We start from the raw sequence: 18,334 nt of genomic DNA, 5'->3' as shown, positions 1-18,334 counted from the left end.
ATTGACGTGTTTTTTCTTTACTTGCTCTAGAATCACGAATGCTTAACAGACCTCATGGGAACATAACAATTATGATTAAGTAAACGGCAGTACATGCTTTTGTTGCCATTTTGAGTAAGACTTATTGAATAGAAATTAAAATAGGAGAATAAAATTCTCCCGTTTTTTACCGCACTTTATTACATAACCTATTGGTTCTTTTGTGCTTTGTGAGCATTAAAATGTTTTACTGCCAAACCAATACAAATAAAGCTAATGAGAATAAATATTGCCGCCATAACCGGATAAAAATAGCTTTCACCAAGTGCTTCATAGATTAACCACACAAAACGAGGAACTCTCACACTGCCCCCGCTTTCCAATATAATTGGCAGTTTAAAATAAATATTGTATGCAGCGTAAAAACAAAATGGCACACCGATTAAATTACGGATTGCCTTTGATAAATGGGAGCTTTTTGCATAAGAAAGTGCCATAGTTAATTTCCTTTTGAGTTGATTGACTTTTTTAATATTTGGATTTATTACAATCCTATTATAAAAGGCAAAAATTTGTTCTATTGCCACTTGTCAAATATGATCCCACTCAAATAAAACCTTGAGTCTTATCTCCTCAATTTAAACACATTGTCTTTGTGGAAAAAGTGCGGTCAATTTTTGCAGACTTTTACTATCCACTATAGTGGCTTTTTCTGATTGCAAAATCAATGTGGGAATCGCTATATATCGGAAATAATTTTAGGGAATTTTTTTAATCTTAGTAAATAGAAATATACTCAACGAAAAGCCAGTGTTTATAAGAGATTAGTAAAAGAATACATATGAGGGCGAAAGAGTAGAAATTTAATGTTGGTCCCCCCTGCCGGACTTGAACCAGCGACCAAGCGATTATGAGTCGCCTGCTCTAACCGACTGAGCTAAGGGGGGAAAGCGGAGCTGATTATAGAGAAATAATTAGATGAAGTCTATAAGTAAAGGAATGGTCGTTGGAAAAATGACCATTCCTTATTAATTTTACGCTTGAAGGACAGAGATATCCGCCACTTGCAAGAACAAATCTTGCAGTGTATTTAAAATTGCCAAACGGTTTTGACGTAATACAGGATCTTCCGCATTCACCATCACGTTATCAAAGAAATTATCCACCGGCGTGCGCAAGTTAGCCAATTTATCTAATACGGCGCTGTATTCGCCTTTAGCAATCAGCGGTTGTACTTCCGATTGTAATCCAAGTACGATTTCAGCCAGTGCTTTTTCAGCCGGCTCCAAGCACGCGGCTAAATTGATCTCACCAATAGCACTCTCCGTTTTAGCAAGAATATTCGCTACACGCTTGTTTGCCGCAGCCAAAGCTTGAGCAGAATCTAAAGTGCGGAAATGCGATACCGCACGCACCCGCGCATCAAAATCGGCAGGACGGGTAGGGCGGCGGGAAAGTACCGCTTGAATCACATCCACCGCAATACCTTCGTCTTGATACCACGCACGGAAACGCCCCAGCATAAAATCCACTACGTCTTCAACAACATTCTTATTCGTAAGTTTATCACCGAAAAGTGCGGCTGATTTTTGAACCAAATCCATTAAATCAAGTGGCAAGTTTTTCTCTACGAGAATACGCAACACACCTAATGCCGCACGGCGTAGCGCAAATGGATCGGCACTCCCTTTAGGGGCTTGTCCGATACCGAAAATCCCCGTTAAGGTATCTAATTTATCCGCTAAGGCGACACTGCTTGCCACCAATGATTTCGGTAATTCATCACCGGCAAAACGCGGCATATATTGTTCGTTTAAGGCTACGGCAACATCTTCGTCTTCACCATCGTGGCGGGCATAGTGCATGCCCATCACACCTTGCGTATCGGTAAATTCAAACACCATATTAGTCATCAAGTCGCATTTTGAAAGTAAACCGGCACGTTTCGCTTTGGTTTCATCCGCCCCGATTTGTTTTGCGATTTCGCCTGCAAGTTGTTCAATACGAGCGGTTTTATCGCGTAATGTGCCAAGCTGTTGTTGGAACAACACGGTTTCTAAACGAGGTAAGCGATCAATCAATTTTTGTTTTAAATCGGTTTTGAAGAAAAATTCCGCATCCGTTAAACGCGGGCGAACTACCTTTTCGTTTCCTTCAATAATCGCAGTCGGATCTTCAGGATTGATATTCGATACAAAAATAAAGTGCGGTAATAATTTGCCGTCTTTATCATAGATTGGGAAATATTTTTGATCGCCTTTCATGGTGCAAACCAAGGCTTCAGCCGGCACGGTAAGGAAACGTTCTTCAAATTTTGCGGTAAGCACATTCGGAAATTCCACTAATGAGGTAACTTCCTCAAGCAAACTTTCGTCAATATCAGCCACGCCGCCAAGTGCGGTCGCTTTTGCTTGAGATTTTGCAAGAATCTCCGCTTTACGCTCGTTAAAATCCGCTACCACAGAACCTTTCTCACGCAATAATTGCGGATATTGGTCTGCGTGTTGAATTTCAAACTCTCGCTCGCCTAAGAAACGATGCCCCCGAATGGTTCGAGCGCTCGCCACACCTAAAATTTCACCTTCAATCAATTCATCGCCGAGCAACATTGTTACGGTGTGAACAGGGCGAATAAATTGCACGCTTTTGTCAGCCCAACGCATAGGTTTTGGAATCGGTAATTTCGCAAGGCTTGTCGAGACGACATCCGCCAGCAAATCTTTAGTCGCTTTGCCCTCAACGGTGGCACGGTAAACCAACCATTCTCCTTTGTCGGTCGCAAGACGTTCGGCTTGATCCACAGTAATACCACAACTACGTGCCCAGCCTTCGGCCGCTTTGGTCGGTTTGCCATCTTGATCAAATGCTGCCGACACCGCAGGACCACGTTTTTCAATTTCTTTGCTCGGCTGTTGTGTTGCAAGTGCTAACACCTTCACAGCTAAACGGCGGGGGCTGGCAAGCCATTCGATTTTATCGAATGACAAACCTGCTTGATTTAATTCGTTTTCTACATTCTCCGCAAAGGCGGTCGCTAATGTTTTCAGAGCTTTTGGCGGCAGCTCTTCTGTGCCGATTTCTACTAAGAAGTTTTGGGTTGTCATTTTGTTTTCTCTTAATTGAGGGGCTTTAAGCCATCAGTAATTTTTTAAAATATTAATGGGCGAAAGCCCACCCTATGTACTTATTTTTTAATTAGTATTCAATTTAATCGTTCATATCACTACCATAAATAATATAAAAACTCACGACCGACTTAACATTAGACAGAAACACTAAAAGTTTCGGATTTTCCGACCATTCTTAGTTTTGACTAGTCGAGGCGCTTGTTGAACGCATTTTTGTTGGCTGTAAGAATAGTATTCTCTTACTGCTGTTACACAACCATGCATCGCATTTGCATTTTGTCGAACGCCAATCATTGATTCTTTTGGCATATCCGAAGTCTGGCTACAAGCAGTTAAAATGCTAGCAAAAACGATTCCGGCAAAGCAATTTTTCATCATTTTTTAAATATTTCATTCAACAAATTTAAATCCAAAATCACGCTATCGTCTTCCAACCACAACGCAGGAAACCCTGCGAAACCTTGCGCTTTGGCGTTATCAAAAGCCGAGTGGCGGTCGCGTAAACGCAGCCATTGTTTCAGATTAGGAATAGAAGAAAGCACTTCCACTTCTTCATAATCGACACCTAATCTTTTTAATTCGGCGACAAAAGGCACTGTATCAGGACATTGTGCCGCATAATAAAGAATCGGTTTCATTATTTACCTTCTTTTTGTGCGGCAAGTGCGGTCGGATTCGGGGTTGCTTCTGCGATTTTGGTTAAACGATTACGATCACGATGTTCAAAGGATTTATCGTAGCCCGGAATCGTCATTAATGTCGTTTGATCGTAAGACCAAGTACCGTCATCATTAATACTCACTGTGATTTCATAACTCTCCGTAGTGAACGATTGCTCTATAAACGGATTTGAAATAATCCCGTTTGTTAATGAACCGCGCACGGCTTTTACGGTGAATTTTTTCGCATCTGCCGCTGCTTTCCCCACAGCCATTAGCGTTTGCCCGCGCGGAATACTCAAAGTGAATAAAATATTGCCTGTTGCCGGTTCCCACAACCAATAACCGACTTGATCGTGGAAAGTTTCCACTTCGTTAGGCTGCACAATGTGAGTGTGATAACGTAAACCGTAAAATAATTGCGGGCCATTGGTTTGCGCATCAATAGGTTGTAGCTCAATGTGTTCAATATAAGGATCCTTTACCGCGCCATCCGCTTTCGGATTAATATCCAAACCACGTTTGCCTTCCCAGCTCCCTGCTAAAGGGGCTAACGGCCCGAGATTGGCAAGGGTATTTACATCTGCTTCCGCTTCCGTGTAAATATCTTTCGGATATTGAAAATCGCTCATTATTATCTCCTTCATTATTGTCATCAATGCGTAAAAGTGCGGTCACAAAATCTTTAGATTTTGAACGTTGGCTTACCAACGGTGCCGTGAGGCATAGCAATCGCTTAAAGCGATTGTGTATATTCCGAGTTATTTTTTACAGCCCGGAAACCCTAAAGCTTCACGGCTGGCATAATAGGCTTCCGCCACACCTTTGGTTAGCGCGCGAATACGTAAAATATAGCGTTGACGTTCGGTAACGGAAATCGCTTTGCGTGCGTCTAATAGGTTGAAGCTGTGTGCCGCTTTTAAGATTCGTTCATAAGCCGGCAACGGTAGCGGTTTTTCTAAGGAAAGCAGAGATTGTGCTTCTTTTTCGTATTGATCGAAGCAGTAAAATAAGAAATCCGTGTCGGCATATTCAAAGTTATAAGTGGATTGTTCCACTTCATTTTGATGGAACACATCACCGTAAGTGGTTTTACCAAGCGGGCCGTCAGACCACACTAAATCATACACGCTATCCACACCTTGAATATACATTGCCAAACGTTCCAAACCATAGGTCACTTCCCCCGTTACCGGTTTACATTCCAAACCACCCACTTGTTGGAAATAGGTAAATTGGGTGACTTCCATACCGTTTAACCATACTTCCCAACCCAATCCCCAAGCACCAAGGGTCGGGTTTTCCCAGTTATCTTCCACAAAACGAATGTCATTTTTGGTCGGATCAAAACCGAGCATTTCAAGCGAGCCTAAATAAAGTTCTTGAATATTATCCGGTGAAGGTTTAATCACCACTTGGAATTGATAGTAGTGTTGTAAACGGTTCGGGTTTTCACCGTAACGCCCGTCTGTCGGGCGGCGTGACGGCTGCACATAGGCAAATGCCATCGGTTCAGGCCCTAAAGCACGCAATGCGGTCATCGGGTGCGATGTCCCCGCCCCGACTTCCATATCAAAAGGCTGTACAATTGTGCAACCCTGTTTTGCCCAATAATCTTGCAGGGCGAGAATCATACCTTGGAATGTTTTTATGTTGAATTGATTGCTCATAATATTGAATCGCTGAAATAGTGAAAAATGCCGACATTATACTTGAAAGCCAAGTGCGGATAAAGGCGAAAAGTGCGGTTAAAAATAGTGATGTTTTTTATGAATAAAATTTCTATTCGCAATGAAAAATCTCAACTGGTCAGAAAAAATCAACTATGTCAAAATACCCGCATTTTTTAATTACCCTAGGAACTTAAAATGAAAACCAATTTAATCACGACCGCACTTTTAATCGGTTTATCCGCTTCTGTTCAAGCCGAAAACGGCAAAAGCGAACTTGAGCCGATTAATGTTTATTCCGCTTACGCAACACCGATCAATCAAGATAAAACCGCCTCTTCAGTGACTGTGCTAACCGAAAAAGATTTTTCCAAAAGAAACGCTACTTATGTGAGTGATGTGTTAAAAACCGTTCCCGGAACGGCAATGAGTTTTTCCGGTGGGCGAGGTACGTTAAGCAATGTTTATCTACGGGGGGCGGATGCCAATCATACGGCAGTCATTATTGACGGGGTGAAAGTCAATCCCGTTTCGGGTTATGGCTTTGATTTCGGCGGCTTAAGTTTAAGCAATATTGAACGCATTGAAGTATTACGTGGTGAGCAATCCGCACTTTGGGGTAGCGATGCCGTGGGCGGTGTGATTTATATCACCACTAAAAGCGGTTTATATAAAGAAAAACCCTTTAATATAGACTTCGATTTCGGCACAGGTTCACATCGTACAAGGGACGGTTCCGTTACCGTTTCAGGCTATCACCAAGGTTTCTATTACGATTTACACGGTGATAGCCACCGTACAAGCGGTATTTCAGCATTGAGCAATAAACCCTTTTCTTACACTGCTCAAGACGGAACCAAAATTTCAGTAGGAAATGCAAAGGAAAAAGATAAATTCCATCTCGATAATGCATCGTTGCGTTTTGGTTATGATGATAATGACAAAGGCATTGAGTTTTTAACCTCTCATTCTTCTCAAAGTGCTTATTTCGATAGTAATCTTAACGATGAAACGGGACATCGCACCCGCACCCGTGAAACCTTGTTTAAATTAGGTAGCTATTGGGGAAATTCGCAAGATCTCTTTAAACATAAAGCAAGCGTCAGCCATATCAAAACAGATAGCGATACTTTCGGTATGACAAGCGGTTATGATGCGAAAAAGCTGAATGCAAATTATCAATTAGATATCAATTTTGATCGTGAAGGTGCAATTACTCAAGGCATTAGCTTATTAGGTGAATATCAAAAAACAACTTATGATTCCAGCTATTTCTTAACAGATAAGAAGGAACTCAAGGAAAAAAGTATTGCTGCGGAATATCGTTTATTGAGCGAACAGGATCACAGTTTATCAATCAGCGGACGTTACATTAATAGCAACAAGTATGATAATTCTTTCACCGGAAGAATTTCAGGTGCATATCGTTTATCACCAAACTTTAAAGCCCACGCAAGTATCGGCAGCGCAATTCAAAATCCTACAATCACGGAATATTATGGCTATAACGGTCAATATATCGGCAATCCGAACTTAAAACCGGAAAAAAGCCGTGGCGGTGATATCGGTTTACTCATTGAAAATAACGACAAATCACATCGTTTGGATCTCACCTATTTCGCACGTAACGTTGAGGACTTTATTTCATTTCAATCGAGCGGCGTTTGGCCAAACTTGGTAACACGTTCAATCAACCTTGAAGGCAGAACAAAAATAAAAGGCATTGAGATCGCCTATGATGGAAAATTAACCGAGGATTTAACCGCCTATGCCAATTACACTTATACGCAAACAAAAGATAGCAAAGGCAGTGAGCTGCTCCGCCGTCCTAAGCATACTGCAAATGCAGGATTAGCCTATCAACTGACAGAAAAATTGAGGGCAAATGTTAGCGTATCTTATGTAAGCAAACGAATGGATAACTACTATGAGTATTTACCACCTTATGCAACAAGAGCGGTAAAACTTCCTTCATATACTTTAGCTAATCTTGGAGTAAATTATCAGCTCGTACCAAACTTAACCGTTTATGCAAACTTAAATAACCTATTTGACAAAAAATATGAAAACATTCTCGGTTATGGTCAAGACGGTCGAAATGTTTATGTTGGATTAAAAGGTTCGTTCTAAACCAAAAGTGCGCTCACAAAATCTTTAGATTTTGAACGTTGGCTTGCCAACGGTGCCGCAAGGCATAACAATCGCGCATAGCGATTGTGTATAATTTTAACCGCACTTTGAACCACTCCATAAAGCGGTATCTCATTTGGGATACCGTTTTTTCTTTAATTGATTTCCTTAATCCGTAATTCCTTTGGTACTTCAAAGAACATATTTTCTTCAAGCCCCTGCAATTCTTCCAGTTCATCTGCACCAAATTCTTTAAGACGGGAAATAATGGATTGTACTAACTCTTCCGGAGCCGATGCACCTGCAGTAATACCAATGGTTTTCACATTATCAAACCAATCGGCTTGAATATCTTCAGGATCATCAAGAAGTTGTGATTTCACCCCCATACGGGAAGCCAATTCCGCCAAACGGTTAGAATTTGAGGAATTTTTTGAGCCAACCACCAGCACTAAATCCGATAACTTTGCCAATTCCCGAACAGCCTCTTGGCGATTGGTTGTGGCATAGCAAATATCATTTTTATGCGGCCCTTGAATTGCCGGATATTTCTCTTTCAAGGCACTGATCGTTTCTGCGGTATCATCTAATGAAAGCGTAGTTTGTGTCATAAAAGTGAGGTCATCATTTTCCTGCACCGGTAAACGTGAAATATCTTCCACGCTCTCGATCAAATAAATGCCGCCTTCATCATTGCTATATTGCCCCATAGTACCCTCTACTTCGGGGTGACCTTTATGACCGATAAGGATTGCTTTTGTTCCTTTACGGCTGGCACGTGCAACTTGCATATGTACTTTGGTCACCAATGGGCAAGTAGCATCAAACACTTTGAGTTGACGATCTTTCGCCTCTTGACGCACTGCTTGAGATACGCCGTGAGCAGAGAAAATCACGATTGCGCCGTCCGGTACTTCGTTTAATTCTTCCACAAAAATTGCACCGCGTTCACGTAATCCGTTCACCACAAAGCGGTTATGCACGACTTCGTGGCGTACATAAATCGGTGCGCCGTGAATTTCAAGAGCAAGTTCTACAATACTAATGGCACGATCTACACCGGCACAAAATCCCCGCGGATTCGCTAAAATTATCTTCATTTTTGACCGCTCTTTTCCTGCTGTTGAGTCTGTACTTTTTTCTTTTCGCTTTTAAAAGCATCAAGCGCCAATAATCCCGCACCGATACAAATCGCAATATCTGCGACATTAAACACAGGATAGTGATAAATATCCCAGTAGAAATCTAAAAAATCCACAACGAAACCGTTGTAAGCACGATCCGTCATATTGGCTAAGGCTCCGCCGATAATCAATGCATAAGCCGTATTTTGAATTTTTTGATCCGCCTGATTTTTGGCTAAGAAATAGATCAACATCGAAGAAATCAGTAACGCTAAAATAATAAAGAAGTATTGTTGCCAGCCGTCATGATCCGCCAAAAAGCTAAATGCCGCGCCGTAATTGCGTACATAAGTAAGATTAAATATCGGCAGTATGTTTACGCTTTCGTATAAATCAAACTTCTGTACTACGATGTACTTGATGAGTAAATCAAGAGCAAAAGCGACCGCACTTAGCCAAAGAAAAGAAAGTCCCGTTTTGTTTTTTGTCATTGATGTATTCCTAAATATTCACTGTACGGAATGATTTCCGCCCGTTTGCGATTTTAATCAGTTAGAAAAGAAAAGTAGGGTGGGCAACTTGTTGCCCACCATTGAGATTCCTCTGAATCGGTGGGCAACAAGTTGCCCACCCTACGAAATCTATTGGTGCGTTATGGATGGGTTCGCCTAACGACACCTTACGATGATTTGTACATAATATTGATATTTTATGCAACTGCCACACAATATCAAAAAAGTGCGGTCAAAATTATACACAATCGCTATGAGCGATTGTTATGCCTTGCGGCACCGTTGGCAAGCCAACGTTCAAAATCTAAAGATTTTATGACCGCACTTTTCAAAACGATAAACGGCGACTAAGCAAAACGGCGTACTTCGCCATTACCCGCCACATTTTCCACACAGCGAGAACACAATGCAGGGTGTGCCGGGTTTACGCCGATTTTATCGGAATAATGCCAGCAGCGAGGACATTTTTCACCGCTTGAGCGAACTACATTTACCGCAATCCCTTCAAGCTCACCCATCGCAACATCAGACGGTTTTTCTGATAATGGTTTTACCATTGCTTTAGATGTGATCAAGACGAAACGCAACTCATCGCCAAGTTGTTCAAGCAAGGTGCGGTATTCATCGTTCGCATAAAGGGTAACTTCCGCTTCTAAACCACCACCGATAATTTTTTCGTTACGAGCAACTTCTAATACACGGTTTACTTCGGAACGCACATTAATCAGTTGTTGCCAGTAAGCATCATCTAATTTCTCATTTTCACCTAAACCGAATAATCCTGTGTAAAACTCTTCGGTGAAAACAAATTCCGCACGTTCATTTTCCGTTTTCGGCAAGTATTGCCAGATTTCATCAGCCGTGAACGACAAGATTGGTGCCATCCAACGCACTAAGGCTTCGGCAATATGCCATAATGCCGTTTGGCAACTACGGCGGGCAAGGCTATTCGCTTTTGTAGTGTATTGACGATCTTTAATAATATCTAAATAGAATGATCCCATTTCCACAGAACAGAAGCGCATTAAGCGTTGAACTACCGCGTGGAATTGATAGTTATCGTAGGCTTCAATAATCTCTTTCTGTGCTTCTAAAGCGCAAGACACCGCCCAACGATCCAAACTCACCATCTCTTCCGCTTTCACTAAATCACGTGTCGGATCAAAACCATTTAAGTTCGCCAACAAGAAACGCGCGGTGTTACGAATACGGCGATAGCTATCCGCCGCACGTTTTAAAATCTCATCAGATACGGTCATCTCGCCGGTATAGTCGGTAGATGCCACCCATAAACGTAAAATATCGCCACCGAATTTATCCATTACCTCTTGCGGAGTAACGATATTGCCAATGGACTTCGACATTTTACGGCCTTGCCCATCCACCGTGAAACCATGCGTGAGAACCTGTTTATAGGGGGCTTTGTTATCCGTTGCCGTAGAAAGCATTAAAGATGACATAAACCAACCACGGTGTTGATCGGAACCCTCTAAGTACATATCCGCACTATTACCGTTAAATTCAGGACGATTCGCCACTACGGAAGAATAAGTTGAACCGGAATCAAACCACACATCTAGGGTATCCGGCACTTTACGATAATGCTCCGCATCAGCGCCTAATAATTCTTTCTCGTCTAAATCCCACCAAGCCTGAATGCCTGCTTTTTCTACACGTTTTGCCACTTCTTCAAGTAATTCTAGTGTGCGTGGGTGCAATTCTTCCGTTTCTTTATGCACGAACATCGTCATCGGCACGCCCCAAGTACGCTGACGGGAAATACACCAATCAGGGCGATTCTCTACCATTTTTTCAATGCGGGCTTGCCCCCAATCCGGGATCCAACGCACTTGTTTAATTTCGCCTAATGCTTGCGGGCGCAACCTCTGTACTTCCATACCAATAAACCATTGTGGTGTGGCACGGAAGATAATAGGCGTTTTATGACGCCAACAGTGCGGATAACTATGCTTAATTTTTTCGACTTTCAGTAAATTACCCGTTTCTTGTAATTTTTCAACCACGAGCGGATTTGCTTCAAACACACCTTTTCCTGCAAAAAACGGCGTACTCGAAATAAACTTGCCGTCATTAGATACTAAACCTGCCATTGGTAAATCATATTGTTTACTTATGATAAAGTCGTCTAAACCATGATCCGGGGCTGTATGAACCAATCCCGTACCGCCATCGGTGGTAACGTGATCCCCTAAGATCACAGGTACGGTATAATCATAGAACGGATGATGAAAACGGGTAAGCTCAAGCGTTTTCCCTTTTGCAGAACCCAACACTTCCACATTTTCAACGCCGACGGCTTTCGCCACTGATTCTACCAGTTCAGCCGCTAAAATTACCCGTTCATCGCCAAGTTGAATCAATTGATATTCAAGCTCGGCATTAACCGCTATGGCTCGGTTTGACGGAATTGTCCAAGGTGTGGTTGTCCAAATCACTGCGGAAAGGTTCCCTTCTCCCTTGCCTTGTGCATTAAATTTCGCTTCAATTTCGACCGCACTTTCCGCCGGAAAACGCACATAAATTGATGGAGAAACTTTATCTTCGTACTCTACTTCCGCTTCGGCTAAAGAAGATCCACAATCCAAACACCAGTGAACCGGCTTGGAACCTTTGTATAAATGACCGTTCTCTATCACTTTCCCCAAAGTGCGGATAATATTGGCTTCCGTATCGAAATTCATCGTTAAATACGGATTATCCCAATCACCCAATACACCTAAACGGATAAAATCTTTCTTTTGTCCTTCCACTTGCTCCGCTGCATATTCTCGACATTTTTGACGAAACTCCGCCGCCGAAACTTTCTCATTCGGTTTTCCCACCAAACCTTCTACTTTTAATTCAATCGGCAAGCCGTGGCAATCCCAGCCCGGAATATAAGGTGAATCAAAACCTAATGCGGTTTTGGATTTAATGATAATATCTTTCAGAATCTTATTGACAGCATGACCGATATGAATACTGCCGTTCGCATACGGAGGACCATCATGCAAAATAAAGGATTTTTTGCCTTTGGAAGCCTGACGAATTTTTTGGTAAAGATTTTTCTCATACCAATTTTTTAGCATCACAGGCTCGCGTTTCGCTAAATCGCCACGCATCGGAAAACCTGTTTCCGGTAGGTTAAGGGTGTTTTTGTAATCAGCTGTCATTTTATTTCCCAATTTTTACATTTTTAAATTCTTACTAAAAAACGCTTTCGCTATTTCTACATCACATTCAATTTGCGCTTTTAAATCATCAAAAGACGGAAATTTTATTTCATTTCTAATTTTATGGCAGAACTCAACTTCAATATGTTCGCCGTAAATATCTCGTGAAAAATCAAATAAGTACACTTCCAGTAATTGAATCGTCCCATTGATTGTCGGGCGTTTGCCGATATTTGCCACACCATTGAAAAACTCGCCGGATTTTAACCACACTTTAACGGCATACACGCCCTTAACCGGGTTCACTTGGCGGTGTAAACGAATATTTGCCGTGGGGAAACCGATGGTTCTCCCTAATTTATTGCCGTGAATCACCCGCCCGAAAATTCGATAAGGTTTACCGAGCAAACGTTCTGCCAAAAGTAAATTATCGGCGGCAAGGGCTTCACGAATCGCCGTACTACTAATGCGTTGTGCATTAAAACAGAAACTGTGATTATCTTCCACCGTAAAACCAAACCGTTTGCCTGCTTCCTGCAACATAGTAAAGCTGCCTTGGCGATTCAAACCGAATCTGAAATCATCACCAATACTTAAAAATTTTACATTTAGCCGTTTTACCAGTCCGTCTTCAATAAATTGCGCCGGCGGCTGTTCGGCAAAAGTGCGGTCAAATTTTTGAACGACGACAAAATCAACTTTCGCTTGTTGCAGATAGTGGAGTTTATCACGCAAACGCATTAAACGCGCCGGTGCATTTTCAATCATAAAATATTCGCGGGGCTGCGGTTCAAATAACAATACCACCATCGGCAAATGTAACTCATCGGCTTTTTGGCGAAGATGTCGCAACACGGCTTGATGCCCTAAATGCACGCCATCAAAGTTGCCGATTGTTAGCGCACAACCTTGAGAAACACGACTTACATTACCTAGCCCGCGAATTAATTGCATGTCCTTATCCACGAAAATAACAGAATTTCGGCATTATAGCGGTAAGTTAGTTTCTTGTCAGCAAATGGTGCTTGCGAATCCCTAATAAAATCAATGTTATCGAATAAACAATCACAGCCAAGGCAATCAGCCAGCCCAACCAATACACACGCATCATAAAACTCATTATAGCCCACTCATTAATAGCCGGGACGTAATACCATACGACAGCGCCCATAGCGAGTGCGGCAAATAAAACTTTCACAAAAAAGACCGCACTTTTACGTGAGAAACGGTACACCTCCGTCTTCACTAAACCCCGATAAAGCAAATAGGCGTTGAGCGTCGCCGACATTGCAGAAGCAATCGCTAACCCGACATAACTAAACGGAATCGCTAACAAATTAAATCCCATATTGCTCACCATCGCGATAATACCGATTTTCACCGGTGTTTTCGTATCTTGGCGTGCGTAATAACCGTTTGCGAGAATTTTAATCAGCATAAAACTCAGTAAACCCGCATTAAACGCCCATAAAGAATAAGAAGCCGAATGCACATCATTTAGGGTGAAACTGCCGCGCATAAACAGGGTAAGCAGCATAGGTTGCGCTAACACCGCAATGCCGACGGCGGCGGGGACTCCGAGTAATAAAATCATACGTACTCCCCAATCCATCGTGTTACGAAAATCGACCGCACTTTGTGCTGAATCATCTTCACGATTAACGTGATGACGGGCAAGCGTCGGTAAAATTACCGTTGAAATGGCGATGCCAAATAAACCGAGAGGAAATTCAAGTAGGCGATCAGAATAGTAAAGCCAGCTGATAGAACCTGTCATAAGGAAACTGGCAATCACCGTATCCAGCAATAAATTAATTTGACTCACCGATACGCCGAATAATGCAGGAATCATTAACTTACGAATTTTCACTACGCCTTCATCGTGCCAAGCCCATTTGGGTTTCACTAACAGCCCGGCTTTTTTCATAAAGGGAATTTGAAACAAAAATTGCAATAAACCGCCAATGAAAATACCGATTGCAAGGGCAAGATCGGGGTTATCCATTTGCGGCGCAAGAAAAAGTGCGGTCGCAATCATCGCAATATTTAACAGCACGGGAGAGAAAGACATCACGCCGAATTTACCGAGCGTATTCAACACCGCACCGGACAACGCCACAAAGGTAACAAACCATAAATAAGGAAAAGTGATTTTGAGCAATAATGAGGCTTGTTCAAACTTATGGGCATCAGGACCATCATTTAACCAATCGGTAAACCACCCCATTCCGAATAAAGCGGCAACGAGGGGAGAGCCCACCATCGCAAGAAGGGTTACAATACTCACCAAACCGCCCAATGTTCCCGAGACCTTGCCGATAAATTCACGGGTTTTATCAAGATCACCTGATTTGCGATATTCCGCCAATACGGGAACAAAGGCTTGAGAAAACGCCCCTTCGGCAAATAAACGGCGTAGAAAATTGGGGATACGATTGGCAAATAAAAAGACATCTGCCGCCGCCCCGGCACCGATAAGATGAGCGATAACCACATCACGTACTAAACCTAATATGCGTGATAATAAAGTCATACTGCTGACAATCACACCCGATTTCAAAAGTCGTTTACTCAAAATACTGTTCTCTTAGCTGAAAAATTTTGTCTAATTGTATAGAAATTTTGTTTTTACGCTATATTCCGCCAAAAAAAACTGATAAAATCCGCCCCACATCGTTTGTGTGAGCCCCTATTGAAAGCGCTTGTGAAAATAACGATGCTTACTTTCGGTTGTGTCTCACCGAAATCAACACAAATATTTCATTGACAAAAGTATAAAAAATCGGCATATTGACGCCCTTTATTTTGTCTATCAATCAACAGAAATTTTAGGAGTTTGACCTTGGCTAATATCAAGTCAGCAAAAAAACGCGCGATCCAATCTGAAAAACGTCGCCAACACAACGCAAGCCAACGCTCTATGATGCGTACTTACATCAAAAAAGTCTATGCTCAAGTAGCGGCAGGTGAAAAAGCAGCAGCCGAAGCAGCATTCGTTGAAATGCAAAAAGTTGTTGACCGTATGGCATCTAAAGGCTTAATCCACGCCAACAAAGCAGCCAACCACAAATCTAAATTAGCTGCACAAATCAAAAAGTTAGCGTAATTAAAACAGCTTGAAAAAAACCGCACTTTAAAGGTGCGGTTTTTTTATCGCTTAAAATTAAGTAAAAAAGTGCGGTCAATATATTCAAAATATCCATTATTATGTGGCAGTTGCACAAATCATTATAGGGAGCGGTTAGGTGAAACCGCAGCGCACCGTAATGAAATCGATTGATAAATCTTACTGCTTCGCCTAACGCTCCCTACCCTTATAAATCGCCCAGTTTCTAACTTCCCTGCCCAGAACTCGGCTTACGGCGTTTTCCGATATTTTTTGTCTCTTTATGACGTAATTTTACCTTTTTCTTCATATCGGTTTTTTTCCTTTCTTCCCGTTTTTCTTTAATTCGCGCTTTTTGTTTTTTGCTGACGGATTTTACTTCACCGTCTTTGGGTGGCTTAGTGCGAGGTTCTAATCCCTCTAAAATACGGGATTTTAAAATTTCTTCCGTATAACGTTTAATTTTGCCGAGTAATTTATAATCGTGCGCTTCCACAAAAGAGACTGCCGTGCCTTTTTTGCCGGCACGTGCCGTGCGTCCGATACGGTGCAAATAAGTATCAGCACTGTATGGAAGGTCAAAATTCATCACGTGGGTAACATCATCAATATCAATGCCCCGTGCTGCCACATCCGTTGCCACCAACACCGCTACAACGCCTGATTTAAGTTTATCAATGGCGTTATTGCGCTGAGTTTGCGCCATTTCACCTTCCAAATAAGTGGAACGAATCCCGCGTTTACGCAACGTTTCGGACAACTCTCGAGCCTCTTCACGACGGCGAACAAAGACAATCCCTCGGCTTATTTCTTCCGTCTCGATAAAACGGGCAAGCAATTTGATTTTGTGTTCTTTACTATCTGCGTGGTAATACCATTGATTGATTTTTTTACGTTCACGGCGGCTTGGTTCAGCCACCACTTTTACCGGATCATTCAACAAGCGTTCCGTAAAATCGATCAATAATTCTCCTTCAAGGGTGGCAGAGAAAAGCAAGGTTTGTTTGCGCCAACGGGTTTCCGCCGCAATTTTTTCCGCATCTTGTCCAAAGCCCATTTGTAACATTCTGTCCGCTTCGTCAAAGATCAAAATTTCCACCGAACGACAATCAAAATTTTCCTCTTGAATATATTGCAACAACCGTCCCGGCGTTGCTACCACAAGATCTTGATTGGTATTGAACACTTCACCGTGATTCTGATACGCCACACCACCGGTAATCGTTGCAATTTTCAAATGCGTAAATTGCGCTAATTCTTCCGCCTGTTCCGCCACTTGCATTGCCAATTCACGCGTTGGTGTCAGCACCAAAATACGCGGTGGCCCGGGTTTACGGCGGGGAGTATCCAACAAATGTTGTAATGCCGGCAATAAAAACGCAGCGGTTTTCCCCGTGCCGGTTGGTGCAGAGCCCAGCACATCACGCTCTTCCATCGCAGCCGGAATAGCTTCAAGTTGGATCGCTGTCGGGCGGGAATAACCTTTTTTATCTAGGGCTTTGAGAAGTTCGGGGGAAAGATCGAATTGTTCAAATCGGGATAAATTCATTATTATATGATTCTTTGTTAAAATTGACGCGGATTATACCCGAAAGCCCACCTAAAGTGCGGTCAATTTACGAAATATTTTATGATTTATGAACGGTTTCACCTTTAAACAATTTCATATCAATCAACAACAATGTGCAATGAAAGTCGGCACAGACGGCATTTTGCTCGGCGCTTGGGCAGGTGTATCCAAGTGCAAAAAAATCTTAGATATGGGCTGTGGAACAGGATTATTGGCATTAATGTTAGCGCAACGCAGCACGCCCGATTGCCACATTTATGCCGTGGAATTGGATACGCTTGCCGCACAACAAGCGCAAGAAAATATTGATTGTTCACCTTGGCAAGCACGCATTAAATTGATTCAAGACGATGTCTTGCATTTTTTGCGAACAACTCAAGAAACTTTTGATCTCATCGTGGCAAATCCCCCTTATTTTGAACAAGGTTTCGCCTGTAAAAATGAAGAACGGGAACTGGCGCGTTACACGCAACAAAGTCATTCGGAATGGCTTCATTGTGCGGAATCTCAGTTATCGGAACAAGGCAAAATTAGTTTTGTATTGCCTTATGAGGCAGCAAAAAAACTTGAAAAATCGACCGCACTTTATTGCATAAAAAAAACGGAAATCATCACTAAAATCGGCAAACCACCGCAACGTATTCTTATCACCTTTGCCAAGCAGCCTTGCCTTTTCGAGCAGGATCAACTCATCATTTACGATGAAAACAACCGCTATACAGCAGAGTTTATCGAATTAACTAAAGATTTTTATCTAAAATTTTAACTAAAAGGGGGCAAACTAACCCCTCACTTTTTAATAACTTATGTTTTATGATTTTTCTTTGAGCATTTCTACCATTTGTTTCAGAAGAAGATTTTCACTACGTAAATTGTCAATAATCTCATTTTTATACTTTAACTCAACTTTCAATTTTTCATTTTCCTCAACTACCACTTCTGAACCATTATAGTAGTTATTATTATCACTAAAGAGATAAAACAACCCTTTTTCTTTTGCAGAATAAAGTTCGGACACATTGATATTAAAAATTTGAGCAATACGCTCTAACTTATCTAAACTCAATTTAGTAATACCTCTCTCGATTTTTGAATAAGCATTTACTGAAATATTTAGTTTTTCTGCTAATTCTTCCTGAGTTAGTTGATTCATTTCTCGCATAGTACGAATAGTATCTTGAACTTTCATAGCAAATCTCTCTGAAGTTGATAAATATTGATTAAAAGGAGATAAATACACATCAAAGGTTTATGTAAAAACAGCCTCCTGAAGTATAACATGT

The 18,334-nt window shown here is 41.9% G+C and carries 15 protein-coding genes, 1 tRNA gene and 1 pseudogene; 3 read left to right on the top strand and 14 right to left on the bottom strand.

The genetic code is table 11. The annotated features are described in order from the left end of the window. Window positions 1-188 precede the first annotated feature (188 nt). From IHV77_RS08890 to glyQ, 7 genes and pseudogenes are all read right to left on the bottom strand, one after another. Window positions 189-566, bottom strand: a complete 378-nt coding sequence (locus IHV77_RS08890) for a hypothetical protein (protein ID WP_194811612.1) — start codon at window positions 564-566, stop codon at window positions 189-191. Window positions 567-623: 57 nt separating this feature from the next. After that, a pseudogene (locus IHV77_RS12075) lies at window positions 624-751 on the bottom strand (alpha/beta fold hydrolase); the annotation flags it as partial. A 98-nt stretch (window positions 752-849) separates the two neighbouring features. Continuing rightward, window positions 850-926, bottom strand: a tRNA-Ile gene (locus IHV77_RS08885). Between the two features lie 87 nt (window positions 927-1,013). Beyond that, window positions 1,014-3,083, bottom strand: a complete 2,070-nt coding sequence (gene glyS, locus IHV77_RS08880) for a glycine--tRNA ligase subunit beta (RefSeq protein ID WP_194811611.1) — start codon at window positions 3,081-3,083, stop codon at window positions 1,014-1,016. A gap of 398 nt (window positions 3,084-3,481) precedes the next feature. Then, window positions 3,482-3,745, bottom strand: coding sequence for a hypothetical protein (locus IHV77_RS08875; RefSeq protein WP_194811610.1), 264 nt, complete (start codon window positions 3,743-3,745; stop codon window positions 3,482-3,484). Next, window positions 3,745-4,398, bottom strand: a complete 654-nt coding sequence (locus tag IHV77_RS08870; RefSeq protein ID WP_194811609.1) for an FABP family protein — start codon at window positions 4,396-4,398, stop codon at window positions 3,745-3,747. The genes IHV77_RS08875 and IHV77_RS08870 overlap by 1 nt, the downstream gene beginning before the upstream one ends. A gap of 129 nt (window positions 4,399-4,527) precedes the next feature. Continuing rightward, window positions 4,528-5,436, bottom strand: a complete 909-nt coding sequence (glyQ, locus tag IHV77_RS08865; protein WP_194811608.1) for a glycine--tRNA ligase subunit alpha — start codon at window positions 5,434-5,436, stop codon at window positions 4,528-4,530. A 198-nt stretch (window positions 5,437-5,634) separates the two neighbouring features. Between glyQ and IHV77_RS08860 the strand changes: the two genes are divergently transcribed. After that, window positions 5,635-7,566 carry a TonB-dependent receptor plug domain-containing protein gene (locus IHV77_RS08860; protein ID WP_194811607.1) on the top strand — a complete coding sequence of 644 codons (1,932 nt, stop codon included), beginning with the start codon at window positions 5,635-5,637 and terminating at the stop codon, window positions 7,564-7,566. Window positions 7,567-7,721: 155 nt separating this feature from the next. On the opposite strand, the gene ispH is transcribed toward IHV77_RS08860, so the two are convergent. The 5 genes from ispH to murJ form a co-directional block, all read right to left on the bottom strand. Continuing rightward, the gene (gene ispH / locus IHV77_RS08855) at window positions 7,722-8,666 is read right to left on the bottom strand and encodes a 4-hydroxy-3-methylbut-2-enyl diphosphate reductase (protein ID WP_194811606.1); all 945 of its coding nucleotides are present in this window, start codon (window positions 8,664-8,666) and stop codon (window positions 7,722-7,724) included. Continuing rightward, entirely contained in the window at window positions 8,663-9,181 is a 519-nt protein-coding gene (lspA, locus tag IHV77_RS08850) for a signal peptidase II (RefSeq protein WP_194811605.1), read from the bottom strand. Before lspA ends, ispH begins: the two co-directional genes overlap by 4 nt. Before the next feature lie 368 nt (window positions 9,182-9,549). Continuing rightward, window positions 9,550-12,375, bottom strand: coding sequence for an isoleucine--tRNA ligase (ileS, locus tag IHV77_RS08845; RefSeq protein ID WP_194811604.1), 2,826 nt, complete (start codon window positions 12,373-12,375; stop codon window positions 9,550-9,552). Window positions 12,376-12,390: 15 nt separating this feature from the next. After that, the gene (gene ribF, locus IHV77_RS08840; RefSeq protein WP_194811603.1) at window positions 12,391-13,329 is read right to left on the bottom strand and encodes a bifunctional riboflavin kinase/FAD synthetase; all 939 of its coding nucleotides are present in this window, start codon (window positions 13,327-13,329) and stop codon (window positions 12,391-12,393) included. A 46-nt stretch (window positions 13,330-13,375) separates the two neighbouring features. Beyond that, window positions 13,376-14,950 carry a murein biosynthesis integral membrane protein MurJ gene (gene murJ / locus IHV77_RS08835; RefSeq protein ID WP_194811602.1) on the bottom strand — a complete coding sequence of 525 codons (1,575 nt, stop codon included), beginning with the start codon at window positions 14,948-14,950 and terminating at the stop codon, window positions 13,376-13,378. A 267-nt stretch (window positions 14,951-15,217) separates the two neighbouring features. Between murJ and rpsT the strand changes: the two genes are divergently transcribed. Beyond that, on the top strand, window positions 15,218-15,481 hold the full coding sequence (gene rpsT / locus IHV77_RS08830; RefSeq protein WP_077424925.1) for a 30S ribosomal protein S20: 264 nt from the start codon (window positions 15,218-15,220) through the stop codon (window positions 15,479-15,481). A 226-nt stretch (window positions 15,482-15,707) separates the two neighbouring features. Here the strand turns inward: rpsT and srmB are convergent, their stop codons facing one another. Then, window positions 15,708-17,030 (bottom strand): ATP-dependent RNA helicase SrmB, encoded by a 1,323-nt coding sequence (srmB, locus tag IHV77_RS08825; protein WP_194811601.1) that lies wholly within the window; start codon window positions 17,028-17,030, stop codon window positions 15,708-15,710. An 88-nt stretch (window positions 17,031-17,118) separates the two neighbouring features. Between srmB and IHV77_RS08820 the strand changes: the two genes are divergently transcribed. Next, on the top strand, window positions 17,119-17,817 hold the full coding sequence (locus IHV77_RS08820; protein WP_194811600.1) for a tRNA1(Val) (adenine(37)-N6)-methyltransferase: 699 nt from the start codon (window positions 17,119-17,121) through the stop codon (window positions 17,815-17,817). A 45-nt stretch (window positions 17,818-17,862) separates the two neighbouring features. On the opposite strand, the gene IHV77_RS08815 is transcribed toward IHV77_RS08820, so the two are convergent. Further along, the gene (locus IHV77_RS08815) at window positions 17,863-18,240 is read right to left on the bottom strand and encodes a helix-turn-helix domain-containing protein (protein ID WP_194811599.1); all 378 of its coding nucleotides are present in this window, start codon (window positions 18,238-18,240) and stop codon (window positions 17,863-17,865) included. Window positions 18,241-18,334 lie beyond the last annotated feature (94 nt).

The sequence above is a fragment of the Rodentibacter haemolyticus genome (assembly GCF_015356115.1).
Lineage (GTDB): Bacteria > Pseudomonadota > Gammaproteobacteria > Enterobacterales > Pasteurellaceae > Rodentibacter > Rodentibacter haemolyticus.
Note: the sequence above shows the minus strand (reverse complement) of the source record. Positions and strands in the feature narration are given on the sequence as shown.

Excerpts from the sequence above, each read along its gene's own strand:
- glyS (WP_194811611.1), bottom strand. The coding sequence starts at position 3,083 with ATGACAACCCAAAACTTCTTAGTAGAAATCGGCACAGAAGAGCTGCCG.
- IHV77_RS08875 (WP_194811610.1), bottom strand. The coding sequence starts at position 3,745 with ATGAAACCGATTCTTTATTATGCGGCACAATGTCCTGATACAGTGCCT.
- IHV77_RS08870 (WP_194811609.1), bottom strand. The coding sequence starts at position 4,398 with ATGAGCGATTTTCAATATCCGAAAGATATTTACACGGAAGCGGAAGCA.
- glyQ (WP_194811608.1), bottom strand. The coding sequence starts at position 5,436 with ATGAGCAATCAATTCAACATAAAAACATTCCAAGGTATGATTCTCGCC.
- IHV77_RS08860 (WP_194811607.1), top strand. The coding sequence starts at position 5,635 with ATGAAAACCAATTTAATCACGACCGCACTTTTAATCGGTTTATCCGCT.
- ispH (WP_194811606.1), bottom strand. The coding sequence starts at position 8,666 with ATGAAGATAATTTTAGCGAATCCGCGGGGATTTTGTGCCGGTGTAGAT.
- lspA (WP_194811605.1), bottom strand. The coding sequence starts at position 9,181 with ATGACAAAAAACAAAACGGGACTTTCTTTTCTTTGGCTAAGTGCGGTC.
- ileS (WP_194811604.1), bottom strand. The coding sequence starts at position 12,375 with ATGACAGCTGATTACAAAAACACCCTTAACCTACCGGAAACAGGTTTT.
- ribF (WP_194811603.1), bottom strand. The coding sequence starts at position 13,329 with ATGCAATTAATTCGCGGGCTAGGTAATGTAAGTCGTGTTTCTCAAGGT.
- srmB (WP_194811601.1), bottom strand. The coding sequence starts at position 17,030 with ATGAATTTATCCCGATTTGAACAATTCGATCTTTCCCCCGAACTTCTC.
- IHV77_RS08820 (WP_194811600.1), top strand. The coding sequence starts at position 17,119 with ATGAACGGTTTCACCTTTAAACAATTTCATATCAATCAACAACAATGT.
- IHV77_RS08815 (WP_194811599.1), bottom strand. The coding sequence starts at position 18,240 with ATGAAAGTTCAAGATACTATTCGTACTATGCGAGAAATGAATCAACTA.